The following is a 12,533-nucleotide window of genomic DNA, read 5'->3' on the forward strand; positions in this document are numbered from 1 at the left end:
TCGAGCGCCGTCCACGGTAGCGCCGGTACCGCACTGCCGCTCTCAACTCGATGTGTTAATGAGCATGCAGGGTCAATGCGCAATGTACCAGGACCATGCGGCTCATATCATGGAACGTTGATCTCTTTCGCTCCGGTACAAAGAGCGTGGAGAAGAAAGTCGAAGCAGTCTGCCAGCACTCCCCGGATATCGTCGCCTTCCAGGAGGTGACGGACCGGGCTCTGCCGCTCTTTCGTGAAGAACTGGAGAACTTTGGGTTGTCCTACTCCGTCGACAGCCTTGCTCTGGTGGAGATTGCGCGGGTGGCCTACATGGCCGAGCGGTTAAACGACCTCCGCACACGGAACGCAAGCGACCCGTTCCAGTTTGCGTACAGCATCTCCCGGCTCTCCGAGCAGTGCTCACCATCGGGTGAAGCAAAGGATTTCGGATGCCTGATAGCAAGCAGGTATCCCCTTACCCCGCTAAACCCCCTCGACTTCGATATACCGTGGAAGCAGCGGGTGGTCTCTGCCGTCGTCAGCGCACCCACAGGCGAGTTCGAGATCCACAACGTCCATGTGCCCACGGCGATAGGCAGCCGGAGAAATGAGATCGCGAAGGCCGAGACGCTGGTCGGGATCTACCGGCGCCTTGCCGTCAGGTCGGCAAGACCGCGGGTCTTCTGCGGGGACCTCCACATACCGGAAGCAGAGCTCCCCGACGGGACGATCGTTCCCTTCTACCGCGATATCCTCCCTGACAAAACCTACGCCACGGTCTCCGAGAGCGACGAGTATCTCGGGCGGCCGAGGAGATGGTGGTATAACGCCGAGATGAACGTTCTCACCGGCCTTGCGGAGTACGACCTCCCTGATGTCTTCCGGAGGCTGCACGGTTACCGGGCGAGGGAGTACAGCTGGTGTCCCGACCGCGGGCCTGAAGATGTCCCGAAGTGCAAGCGCTACGATCACATCTTCGCGTCTGCGCGCCTCAACCCGACGGCGTGCTGGTACCTGCATGACCTCCGGGGGCAGGGGTTGAGCGACCACTCCGCCGTCGTGATGGACTTTGAACCGTGATCTCTCCCCTCAGTCACGATTCCGCCCTTCCCCATTCCTGCCGGTATGGATGCTACTCTCCCGGACCTTCCAGTTGAGTTCCGAGAGCGCTCTGAGCGATTCGTAGCCGCTCAAGCTGATGCAGTATTCACCGCGGTCTTTGCGCTGCCGGATCAGGCCGCCTGCCAGGAGTTTCTCCAGGTGGAAGAGGAGGTTGCCCCCGCGCAGATCGGTGATCTTTGCGAGGTCAGAGAACGACTTCCCTTCGTGGTAGAGAGATTTGAGGATCCGAACCCGGTGAGGGCTGCTCAGAGGGTAGCAGATCGTGTTTGCGACATCCTCCGGTGAGAGGGCCTCGATGGTATGCTCTTCCCCCCGCCCGTCCCGGTAACCATGGATCGATTCGAGCATCCGGAGTTGGCGGTCGAACTGCCTGCCTGCTTCCCGAAAACAGGGGGCACAGTGGTCGGTCGGAGCGCATCGCTGCAGTTCTGCGAGTTGTTCCCTGACAGCACCAACAGCCCCGGCCGGTACCTCTCCCATCTTCAGGTGCTCGATCGCGCTCTCGAAGAGGGCGGCAAAAGCAGCCCTGCACCGTCCCTCGAGAGGGCAGCCCGAAGCCTCGCGGCCGATCAGGTCGCTTGCGTTCTCGATGTGTCCGCGCACGGCGGCTTCGGCGCACTGCCGCCGAAACTCGGAAAAGAGCAGGTCTACCTGCCGGCCGTCCGGGACGGCATACCGCCGGACCTCGGCCCGGAGTTCTGCGATCTCATGCCGGAGAGCGGTGAGTTCCGATCCGCCGTTTGTAGTTTCCATGATGTCAAACATCCGTCTCTATGATGGAGCGGCGTGGGCTGTCGGGTCAGGGGTCTGTAGCACCGCCGCCGTAACTACAGTTCTCTGACGAATTACTATATAAATCTGTAGTTTAGAAAATCTATTGGTGAAAACCGATGGTTGCATTAACTGAAGAGATGAAAGCGGCGTTCCAGGCAATGAAGATCTTCCCGGTTGCCACAGCCTCAAAGGACGGGTGGCCGAACGTAGTGCCGATCGGGTTCGTCGAACTCGTCGACGACGAGACGATCTGGATTGCGGACAACTTCATGAAGAAGACGCTCGCAAACATCCTTGAGAACCCGAAGATGTCCATATACATCTGGGGAGCCGAGACGAAGGGCTGTTTCCAGGCCAAGGGCGATGTCATAGTCAAGACCAGCGGCCCGGAGTTTGAGAAGATGCAGTTTACCGTCCGGTCGAAGATGTCAAAGGCGCCGGCAAAGAGCCTCCTCATCATGAAGATCCGGGAGATCTACGAGTGCGCTCCCGGCCCAAAGGCGGGAGAGAAGATTCTTTAAACCTTTTTTTGAGGAACCTTTGCCCGGGTCTGCCAGGGTTATTTCCCCGGCCCATGTGGGAGGGCGATCGACAGAACCGCCGGGGTTCGTGAAAATCTCGGTACAGTGGACTGTGGGGGAATCGCCATTAGGGGAGGGGCTGACGGGGAGAGGAGACTGTCTCCACCCCCCTGCGTGGCGATAACCAACGGAAATCCGTGTTATGGGTATGCTACTTGCCGCACGAAAGGAGCCGGGAAGGGAGGGCGGGATCCCCAACATTCTCCCAATCCCCTGGCGTGCATGCTCATCCTCTCTCCAGAGCAGTTAACGTTACAGTTCCGTCCCTATCGATACCCCTTCACAGGGCATACAATGCCCTACCGCCTCTTTAGATGCGCTCCCGCTCGCCTGTCGTAGTATACAATCGAGTGCAGAAGTACGGTTCGCAACCAGGGCAACAGAAACCAGAATAAACATGAAAGAGCGCCGGGAGGGAGATTTGAACTCCCGAGGTGCCAGGCACCAGAGGCTTTCAAGGCCACCGCCTTCCCGGACTAGACTATCCCGGCTCGCCTATACCTATTGGCCGCCGGATAAAAAAAGGTTGTTCATCCCCGGCGCGCGAGGACGACGACGAGGAGTGCGAGGAGTGCCAGCGCCACCGGGACCGGCGCAGCCTGGGCGGGGGTGGGCGTCGCGTCCCCGAAGAACCCGGGCGCAGCCTGGCTTGCCCTGACCGAGTCGGCATTCGCGGCCGAGACCTGCACCGTTCCGCTGTCGTTGTAACTCATGGGGTAGACCTTGACGTAGACGAGGCCCCCCCGTGCGGCAAACTCCGCGATCTCGGGTTCGAGCAGGCCCTTATCATTGACTTTATGGAGTTTTTCATCCTCGTCGATGTACTCGACCACCCAGTCGATCCCGGCCGACGTTGCGATCGTCACCATGCCGCTCCTGGTATCGACCTCAAAGTACGCCGGGGCGGATCGCGTAGCAGGGGCACTGGCAGATATCATCGTCTGCGTCACCGTCGGAGTCGGCGTAGATGGTCCGCCCGTCACCACAACCACGACGGTGCCGATGAATCCCCTGGAGTCGGAGAAGGTGACCCTGTATGAGCCCGCAGCGGATATGGGCACTGCCGCAGAGAACGCCCCGTTCTTGTCAGTACGGATATATTCCGGCCCGTAGACCGTGGCGGCATCGTGCTCGACCCGGACCTGTACTCCCGCGTCTCCGATCTCGCCGATTACACCCTGAAGCTCAAGAATGCCGTCGAAGTCCTGACTGAGCGGCGAGTGCATCGTTATAGCTCCTGACCGGTCGACCAGGGTGACGATCTGCAGTTTCGTCGAACTGCCCCCGAAGGTGGTCTGCGTGGGATCGACGATCTCGACCGAGTACGTTCCTGCACCGAGACCGCTGGTGTTGAATGTCGCAGAGAATGAACCGTCCTCCTGGACGACGATGGTCTTCCGGGCTACTTCGCTCTTTGTGCCCTGAGCGTAATACAGGATAACGTCCGTGCTGAATCCCGGGTTGAGCGAAGGCTTTGAGAGCCCTCCCACGATCGTGGTGCCTGTGACGACGAGCGAGTCGCCGACGTATACCTTCTGTGGAGCACTGATTGCGACGTACGCGGCTGATGCCGCACTGACGAGCAGCATCGCAGCGATGAGCGTCAGCCATGCGATCCTTTTCATACCAGTACATCAACGAATATGAGGTATAATGCTATCCAAATCGATTGAGAAGCCGCTGGCGTCCTGGCGGGGGAAAGACCGCTATGAGGGGCAGATCCTCGATACGCTGACGGTTATCTTCAGGAGCGGCGGGTGTTCCTGGAACCGGTGCCGTATGTGCGGCTACCGGCACGAGCGCTACCCCGACCTCCCGCGGGACGAGCTCGCCGACCGGCTTATCCGCCAGGTCCGCTGGGTGAAAGAGAACTTCCGCGACGAGGACTACCAGGTGCTGAAGGTCTTCACATCGGGGAGTTTCTTCGATCCCGATGAGGTCCCCGCCGCTGCCCGGCGCGCCGTTGCGGAGGCGTTCCGGGGCAAGGTCGTGATCGCCGAGACACGGCCCGAGTACGTTGATGCGGATACGCTCCAGGAGTTCCGTGAGGGCATCGATACCGGCGCCTGGACGAGACCGCTCTCCGTCGCCGTGGGCCTGGAGACCACGAACGACGCCATCAGGGAGAAGAGCATCGATAAGGGGTTCTCGTATACCGACTTCCTCCGCGCCGCAGAGGTTGCACATGCCGCCGGCACAGGCGTCAAGGCCTACCTGCTGATGAAGCCGCCGTTCCTGACCGAACGCGAGGCGCGCGACGACATGGTGCGCTCCATCAGGGACGTCTCCTCGGTTGCGGACAGTATATCGATGAACCTCTGCACCGTCCAGAGCAGGACTGAGGTCGAACGCCTCTGGAAGCAGAGCGCATATCGCCCGCCGTATCTCTGGAGCGTCCTTGACGTGCTGATTCAGTCTCCGGTGCATATCCTCTGCGACCCCGTCGGCGGCGGGCAGACCCGGGGGCCACACAACTGCGGTGCCTGCGACAGCCCGATCGTGAAGGGGATCGGCGACTACTCACTGACCGGAGATGTCGAACTCCTGCGCGCCTTGAGAGAGATGGAATGCGGGTGCAAAGAAGAGTGGGAGTTTGTGCTCGGCCAGGAAGAACCGTTCTGTATGCCGCTTACCCGCTAGTACATCGATTCCAAAATAACAGACCATATCTGGCCTTCGTCCCCTCCCCCACAGAGCGCTCCCCTCCGTCCCCCCACCCCGCCCGGGAGGGGGCGGGGGCAGTGCCCGGGCTGATATCCGGGGATGAGCCGCGTCTGGTTCTTCTCCGGGATCTCCCCCCGGAGTGGACCGTGGGAATATCGCCACGGGGGAGCGGGGGCAGTCATGGCGATATCCCGTGGGAAGCCGTGCCCGGGGGGCGGCGCTGACGCCGGTTTCCCGGGAGAAAGGGAGAGTGGGCCCGAATCCGGTTCTTCCCCGGGATCTCCCCGTGCACTGGACCGTGGTGGTTATCGCCATGGCAAATCCCCCACCCTGCCCGCGCCTGCGGCGCTCCTCACGCACCAGAACCCTCAAAATAAGATAAAATAGCCCACTAGCACTTCTTCTGTTCCTCCAGCTGCTTTGCGAGCAGCGGGAGGAACGTCCCGGCATCGCTCACGACACCGATCGCCTGCGTCGTGCCGCGGTCCATCAGTTTCGTCACCGATGCGGGATTGATATCGACACAGACGGTCTTGACATACGAGGGGAGGCAGTTGCCCACGGCGATCGAGTGGAGGAGCGTCCCGACCATCACCACCATCCCGATATCGTGGATGTGGCGGCGCATGGTGTCCTGCGCCACCACGACATCCGTGATCGTGTCGGGGAGCGGCCCATCATCCCGGATTGATCCGGCAAGGACGAACGGGATACCCTTCTTCACGCACTCATACATGATCCCCCCGGTGACGACACCCTGATCGACCGCGTTTTTGATGGACCCCGCCCGCATGATCTCGCTGATGGCATAGATGTGGTGCTTATGCCCGCCGGTGATGAGCGTGCCCGTCTTGACGTCCATCCCAAGAGACGTGCCGAAGAGGTTGGACTCGATATCGTGAGTGGCAAGCGCGTTCCCCGCAAAGAGCACGTCAATGTAGCCTTCGCGTATCATCTTCGCAAGAGCGTCGGCCGCTCCCGTATGAACGATTGCCGGGCCGCCGACGAGCGCAATCTTCCCTCCCTCCTTCTTCATCTCCAGGATCTCACGGGCAATCTTTGCTATGATCGCCTCGCTCGGCCGCTCCGACGAGACGGTCCCATGCATGAACTCGAACGTGCTGACCTTCCTCGGCCGCTCGGGATAGACCACACGCACCCCGGCCTCGCTGACGACGACGGCATCGCCGGTCTTTATTTTAGAGATCGGGGTGCAAAAAGCCCGATTTTCCTTCTCATCGACCACAATATGGCAGTCCATCTCGATACGCTCGACGGGCAGCCATTCGTCCTGATATTTCACGAAGGTCGGATGGTTGGTGGTCGAGTAGAACCCCTTTGGAAGGATCCGGTCGCCCTCTGCCGGTACAAGGGTGACGTCGCTGATCTCGGGGGTGCGTGCGCCGAGCCTGTGCAGTTCAGAGAGGATAGAGTCGAGTTGCCATTCGGTGGGTGCCGTTACGCGCAGCCGCGCGTAACTCGTGTCCGTCTTCTGTTTCCCGACGTTGAATGTGAGAATCTCAAACTCCCCACCCATATCCATGATCCTATCAAACACCAGGGTCATAATTCCTGAATCGATGATATGACCCTCGAGTTCGATTTCCCGGCAGGATTCCATACAGAGATATCGGTGATATTCCGATAATACAGTTTCTCTCAAGGAATGAAGTGTGGGAAACGACGCTCCTGCGGAGCGGATCTCGAGAAGATCGGAGGTCGGTGAGTGCAGCCATCCGCCGGAGGTTACGGGATCTGCTTCCGGCAGAGGTACTCCTGCACCAGCGCCAGCTCATCGCGCGTGTTGATGTTGAAGACGAGCCTCCGATCGTGCAGAAGGAGCCGCAGTTCTTCCTGGGGGCCGTCGAGATCGCCCGCTGTCAGGATGTTGATTCCGGCAGGGCAGGCAGGCGTGCCGTCGACCATCTCCGTATACTGCGTGCGGCAGCCGTGCTCTTCACAGAGGTCGCGGGGCACCCACGTGGAGCATGCCGGCGTTCCCGTCCGGCGCCAGGCGTCCTCGACACCGGTGATGATATCGGGCGCAAGACAGGGAAGGTCGGAGACGCAGGTGAAGAAGGGCGTTCCTTCTTCCCCTAGATCCCCCGCTGCCGCACGGATATCTTCGACGTAGCCGAGCCCTTCGGCTTCATAGAGGGTAATCTCCCTTACCCGGCACCAGTTTTTGGTGAACGGCGTCCGGTGCGAGGCGACCACGACCACCTCATGCCCTGCAGACCCAAAGGCATCGATGACATAGGAGAGCATCGGTCTTTCGCAGACGGTAACGAGCGGCTTCTCACCCATCCGGAGCCGGGACCCCTGCCCCCCGGCCATGATCAGGGCAAGCATGCTTCGAGTGCCTCGATGAGTTGCCTGTTCTCCTCGTGGGTCCGCACAGCCACGCGTATATGGCGGGGGAGCCCGAACGACCGGCAGTCCCGGACAAGGATGCCACGGGAAAAGAGCCGCCCGACCAGCACCTCCGCCTCCATCGGGACCTCTATCAGGATGTAGTTCGCAGACGGAGGCTCACACGTGAGGCCGAGGTTGTCCAGGTGGCGAGAGAGCCACATCCGCTCCCGGGCAATCCTCTCCCGCGAGCGTTCAAGGTCGCCGTAGTGCCGGAAGGCCTCGATAGCAAAGGACTCGGCGAATGCGTTCACTGTCCAGGGAAGGCGCACGGTCTCCACCCTCTCGATGAGTTCGGGCGTGCCGAAACCGTATCCGAACCTGATGCCCGGAACGGTGAAACTCTTTGTCAGGGAGCGCAGGACGAAGAGATTCTCGTGAGAGACGTCGACGAGGCTCTGGCGCGGGTCGGAGAGTTCGATGAACGCTTCGTCGAGGAAGAGGCATGTCCCCTGCTCCGCTGTTTCGGCGAGCAGCTGGAGGACTTCCAGGCGGGTATAGAGCTTTCCGGTGGGGTTGTTCGGGTTGCAGAGGAACCGAACAGCAGCATCGCTGTCATCGACGGTGCACCGGGCACCGGCCAGCAGTACTGCCATCTCGTACTCGGCAAACGTCGGAGGTCTGATACAGGCGGTATCTCCACGCCCGAGCATGGCGAAACAGAACGCGCGGATCAATTCGACGGATCCGTTGCCGACAGTGACCTCTGCCGCATCGCGCCCGAATGTCCTGCCGATAACCTCTTTGAGTGCCTCATACCGATCGTCCGGGTAATCTTTCAGCACCGAAGGATCCGGCGTCCAGGGGATCTCCGGGGGATAAGGGTTTACATTAGCGCTGAAATCGAGTAACTCGCCTCTCTCCCGGGTGCGATGCCAGCGCACCCGGCCGCCATGTTCCATCCTTTCGGGGAGATTTTCTCTCATATCTGTGGCAATCCTATGAGGGTATGTTGTCGGCTGCTATCCATAAAACCGTTATGTCGGGCTGGAGTTCATTTCAGAAGGTATTTATACCATACCAGTATTATTATGGCTTATCTGATGCAGTCAGACAGAAAGATTACGATTGTCTGACAAATGGCAGACGCTTAGCGGCTAAATGTCAGATATGAGTGATTGAAATGATGGATCGGATAACTATCAGATTGCCCCGGCAACAGGTTGAGATGCTCGAGAGGCTGGTGGAGGCTGGCGAATTCCCCACGGTATCGGAGGCTGTGCGGTATTCAGTCAGAGCGCTTCTCGAAAGGCATGGAAGCCGTGTTCTACGCGAGGCCGATCAAATTTCATTTCAAGTTTAGGAGGTATTCAATGCAGACGATCATCAACGAGGCGTTGAAACACGCAGAACGTGAGAAATACCTGAAGACAGACTCTTCCGAGGGGGAAGACGACATGCTCGGCCAGCCACGAATTGTCATCGTAGGGTGCGGCGGTGCGGGCAACAACACCATCAATCGCCTGTACCACATGCAGGTCAACGGTGCAGAAACGATCGCGATCAACACAGACAAGCAGCACCTGGATATGATCCAGGCCGACAAGAGGGTGCTTGTCGGCAAGTCGCTCACCAAAGGCCTTGGGGCCGGCGGGTTCCCCGATGTCGGCAGACGTGCAGCCGAGATGGCCCGGCCGACTCTCGAGGGCCTGCTCTGCGACGCGGACCTTGTCTTCATCACCGCCGGTATGGGTGGAGGTACCGGCACGGGGACGGCCCCGGTTGTCGCGCAGATAGCAAAGGAGCAGGGGGCAATCGTCGTCGGCATGGTCAGTTATCCCTTCCAGGTTGAGAAGGCCCGGCTTCTCCGCGCGGAAGAAGGGCTTGAACTGCTCTCGGCCGCTGCCGACTCGGTCATCGTGCTCGACAACAACCGGCTCATCAAGTACGTGCCCAACCTGCCGCTTGGCCAGGCGTTCTCGGTCATGGACCAGCTCATCGCAGAGACCGTCAAGGGAATCAGCGAGACGATCACCGAGCCTTCGCTCATCAACATCGACTATGCAGACGTGCGTGCCATCATGAGCAAGGGGGGCGTCGCCGTGATGCTTGTCGGAGAGAGCAAGCAGCAGAACAAGGCTGAGAGTGTCGTTCACGAGTGCCTGAACCACCCCCTGCTGGACATCGACTATCGTGGAGCGACGGGGAGCCTCATCCATATCACGGGCGGGAACGACCTGACCCTCCAGGATGCCGAGGAGATCGCAAGTTCCCTGACCTACGAGCTCGACCCGCACGCGGACGTCATCTGGGGAGCGCGGGTGAACAGCGATTATGAGGGCAGAGTCCGCGTCATGGCGGTCATGACCGGCGTAAAGAGTGCACAGATCCTCGGGAGCCACCGTGCCTACGAACCGGTGACGCAGCGATCTGGCGCACCGGCCGGCAGGCGCATGGCAGGGGACGCCCCGAGCGGGCATCTCATCGACTTCCTCTAAACCCCCACATCCTCTTCCCTATTTTTCATCCGGATCAGTTCCCGGCGGCGTGCCTCCGGTCCTCTACGAAATACTTAATAGTACGGATGACGTTTGAATTATAGACGTTCTTGTATAATCCCTCCAGCACGGGGTGTATTGTGCAGGGCGCAGAACCTGCGGGTCTGCGGTTGCCAAGTACCGGGGTTGAACACATGAGCAGACATATGGATGACGGCCTCGATCGCGAGTCCGGAAAACGTCTTTTCTTGTGGTGTAGCCGCTACGTAAGCCTCCGGTATCCCTGCAGGCACATGGGAGCGGACTCGCTGGTGGGGATATGAGACAGGTACCGAATGTCGAGGATTGGTAAAGAATGCTGAACGATCTGATTGAGAAGAGAAAAAAAGTCCTTGCGGAGTCTGAACAACACAAAGACCGGCGCAATGAGTTGAACGCGCTCGCCAGCAAAAATGCCCGGGAACGCAACACCTTAAACACACAGACCCGCGAATTTGTCGAGGAGGCGCAGCAGCACAAAGAGCAGCGGGATAAGATCAACGAGGAAGTCCAGGCGCTGAAAGACCAGAGGAACGAGAACAACGACAAGGCGAACGTGCTCTTTGACGAGATTGAGTCTTTCAAGAAAGAGCACGGCAACCTCCAGAACCGGGGCATCAAGGAACTGCAGAAGCAGATCGAGCACCTGGAGTTCAAGCAGCAGACCGAGGTCTACAGCACCGACAAAGAACGCGAGCTGATCGAGAAGATCAAGCAGCTGAAGGCGGCAGCGAAAGACCAGGAAGTCGAACTCGAGCAGAACAAAGAGATGCGGACGAAGCTCACCGATGCTCGTGAATTTCGCAGACTGGCCTCAGACATCCACAAGGAGGTCACCGAGAAGGCTGAAGCCGCCCAGCAGCACCATGACCTGATGGTGGAGTCTTACCGGAAAGCCGACAAGTCCCGCGAAGAGGCGGACCAGGCTCACCAGCAGTTTGTTGAAGCCCAGGAGTCGGCGGATGAGGAGCACAAGCAGTTCATTGCCTGCCAGAAGGAACTCCGTGATTATGATAAGGTGATCTCGGGCCTGCGGAAGAAGACCCGGAAGACCAGAGTCACCAAAGAGCAGAAGGCCGTCCGGAAAGAGGCGGAACGCGTCTTCCAGCAGTTCCGTGAGGGTGAAAAGATCACGACCGACGACCTGCTCCTGCTTCAGCGTGCTAAACTTATTTAATATTTTTTTATCGCTCGCTGCAAATTCTTTAATAGATCCGAGGAGATGTTCTATTGCATGGCAAAAGAGCGAACGCTCGTCCTCTGTGTTGATCGCGATGATGATCTTGGGTTTAAAGCCCGGATCGATGGCCCTATCGTGGGCAGAGAGGCATGCCTCCATGCGGCAACCTCCCTTGGTCTGAACGACTCTGAAGACTCCGACGTCAACGCGATCTTCGAGACGATCAAGCTCTACGACGAGCTCACCGGGCGGGGGGAGGAGGTTGCCGTCGCCGTCATCTGCGGCAACCACATGAACCTGCTCGAGGGTGACCGGCGGATAGCCTCCAGCCTCGATGCGATCCTCTCGGCCACAAATTCTACGGCCTGCATTCTGGTGACGGATGGTGCTGAGGATGAGTACGTCCTTCCGATCATCCAATCCAGAGTGCCGGTCAGCAGCGTACGGAGGGTCGTGGTCAACCAGATGCCGAACCTTGAGGGGACGTACTATATCCTCAGGCGCCTTCTCGATGACCCGAAGGTCTCAAAGCTCGTGCTCGTACCGCTCGGTCTTGCCATGCTCCTCTATGCTGTGGGATACTTGCTGGGATACCCTGAAGGCGCAACCATCGTTGTCGTCGGCGTCATCGGCACCTATCTGCTCTTCAAGGGTGTCGGAATCGACGAGGTCTTCGGGTATCTGATTACATCGTTGAAGACGTCGCTGCATGGCGGCAGGTTTACCTTCGTCTCGTACATCACGGCAATACTGCTGGGTATCGTCGGGATCGTCCTCGGGCTTATAAGCCTCCTTGACTACTATACCTCTGCCGGGATCTTCTTTCAGGTACTCGCGTTCATCTACGGCGCCATCGCCTGGTTCACTGCCGCCGGCCTCGTTGCATCGGGGGGGAAGATCATCGATGTCTTCCTCAACGAACGAGAGGCGATCCGGCGGGTGGTCGCCCTGCCGTTCTTCGTGCTGGCGATAGGAGCCATCGCCTACGGTGCAAGCATCTACATCCTCTCGATCAGCGACATCTCCAGGTTCCCCATAACAGCCGATGTCGGCGTGAAGTATATCATCTTCGCCACAATTGGAGGTCTTTTCTGTGCCTTCCTCGGCGTCTACCTCCAGTCGCTCCTGGGCAGGTGGGGGAATGAACGCGAGCCGGTCGCGCTGAAGAGAGAGGTGTGAGACCCGGGGGACTCTACTTTGGCCGGGCTGCGCATCGGGGAGTTACGGTCGGTGATTATCCCAAAAGTCCCGGACAATTGAATCCGGGTTTGGCATCTATCCTGAGAGAACTATAACAACTCGGGCGGCGGAAGAAGGGGGGGTGGCCGGAGGCCATCTCGCC

The 12,533-nt window shown here is 59.3% G+C and carries 12 protein-coding genes and 1 tRNA gene; 7 read left to right on the forward strand and 6 right to left on the reverse strand.

Annotated features, from left to right (window positions below):
• The first annotated feature begins 95 nt into the window (after positions 1–95).
• On the forward strand, positions 96–1,061 hold the full coding sequence (locus tag BP846_RS00320) for an endonuclease/exonuclease/phosphatase family protein (protein ID WP_292392054.1): 966 nt from the start codon (positions 96–98) through the stop codon (positions 1,059–1,061).
• A 9-nt stretch (positions 1,062–1,070) separates the two neighbouring features.
• Here BP846_RS00320 and BP846_RS00325 read toward each other — a convergent pair whose 3' ends face one another.
• Complete coding sequence (locus BP846_RS00325; RefSeq protein ID WP_292392055.1) at positions 1,071–1,856, reverse strand: winged helix-turn-helix domain-containing protein; 786 nt, start codon at positions 1,854–1,856, stop codon at positions 1,071–1,073.
• A gap of 137 nt (positions 1,857–1,993) precedes the next feature.
• Here BP846_RS00325 and BP846_RS00330 point away from each other — a divergent pair, with 137 nt between their 5' ends.
• Entirely contained in the window at positions 1,994–2,398 is a 405-nt protein-coding gene (locus BP846_RS00330; protein WP_292392056.1) for a pyridoxamine 5'-phosphate oxidase family protein, read from the forward strand.
• A 466-nt stretch (positions 2,399–2,864) separates the two neighbouring features.
• On the opposite strand, the gene BP846_RS00335 is transcribed toward BP846_RS00330, so the two are convergent.
• Both BP846_RS00335 and BP846_RS00340 read right to left on the reverse strand, forming a co-directional pair.
• Positions 2,865–2,949, reverse strand: a tRNA-Ser gene (locus BP846_RS00335).
• A 39-nt stretch (positions 2,950–2,988) separates the two neighbouring features.
• Positions 2,989–4,083 (reverse strand): hypothetical protein, encoded by a 1,095-nt coding sequence (locus BP846_RS00340; protein WP_292392057.1) that lies wholly within the window; start codon positions 4,081–4,083, stop codon positions 2,989–2,991.
• A 28-nt stretch (positions 4,084–4,111) separates the two neighbouring features.
• Between BP846_RS00340 and BP846_RS00345 the strand changes: the two genes are divergently transcribed.
• Positions 4,112–5,098: an archaeosine biosynthesis radical SAM protein RaSEA gene (locus BP846_RS00345; protein WP_292392058.1), complete on the forward strand. Its 987-nt coding sequence runs from the start codon at positions 4,112–4,114 to the stop codon at positions 5,096–5,098.
• Between the two features lie 415 nt (positions 5,099–5,513).
• Here the strand turns inward: BP846_RS00345 and BP846_RS00350 are convergent, their stop codons facing one another.
• The 3 genes from BP846_RS00350 to BP846_RS00360 form a co-directional block, all read right to left on the reverse strand.
• Entirely contained in the window at positions 5,514–6,743 is a 1,230-nt protein-coding gene (locus tag BP846_RS00350) for a TIGR00300 family protein (protein ID WP_292392059.1), read from the reverse strand.
• A 125-nt stretch (positions 6,744–6,868) separates the two neighbouring features.
• A complete protein-coding gene (locus BP846_RS00355; protein ID WP_292392060.1) occupies positions 6,869–7,474 on the reverse strand; it encodes an NTP transferase domain-containing protein in 606 nt (201 codons plus the stop codon).
• Positions 7,462–8,319: a pyridoxal phosphate-dependent aminotransferase gene (locus BP846_RS00360; protein ID WP_292392061.1), complete on the reverse strand. Its 858-nt coding sequence runs from the start codon at positions 8,317–8,319 to the stop codon at positions 7,462–7,464. Before BP846_RS00360 ends, BP846_RS00355 begins: the two co-directional genes overlap by 13 nt.
• 338 nt (positions 8,320–8,657) lie before the next feature.
• On the opposite strand from BP846_RS00360, the gene BP846_RS00365 reads away from it, so the two are divergent.
• The 4 genes from BP846_RS00365 to BP846_RS00380 all read left to right on the forward strand — a co-directional run bounded on the left by BP846_RS00365 (position 8,658) and on the right by BP846_RS00380 (position 12,370).
• Positions 8,658–8,837, forward strand: coding sequence for a ribbon-helix-helix domain-containing protein (locus tag BP846_RS00365; protein ID WP_292392062.1), 180 nt, complete (start codon positions 8,658–8,660; stop codon positions 8,835–8,837).
• Positions 8,838–8,847: 10 nt separating this feature from the next.
• Positions 8,848–9,972: a cell division protein FtsZ gene (gene ftsZ, locus BP846_RS00370; RefSeq protein ID WP_292392063.1), complete on the forward strand. Its 1,125-nt coding sequence runs from the start codon at positions 8,848–8,850 to the stop codon at positions 9,970–9,972.
• Between the two features lie 355 nt (positions 9,973–10,327).
• Positions 10,328–11,188 carry a coiled-coil protein gene (locus tag BP846_RS00375; protein WP_292392064.1) on the forward strand — a complete coding sequence of 287 codons (861 nt, stop codon included), beginning with the start codon at positions 10,328–10,330 and terminating at the stop codon, positions 11,186–11,188.
• 57 nt (positions 11,189–11,245) lie between these two features.
• Positions 11,246–12,370 (forward strand): DUF373 family protein, encoded by a 1,125-nt coding sequence (locus tag BP846_RS00380; protein ID WP_292392065.1) that lies wholly within the window; start codon positions 11,246–11,248, stop codon positions 12,368–12,370.
• Positions 12,371–12,533 lie beyond the last annotated feature (163 nt).

Source organism: Methanoculleus sp. UBA303 (assembly GCA_002501655.1).
Classification (GTDB): Archaea; Halobacteriota; Methanomicrobia; order Methanomicrobiales; family Methanoculleaceae; genus Methanoculleus.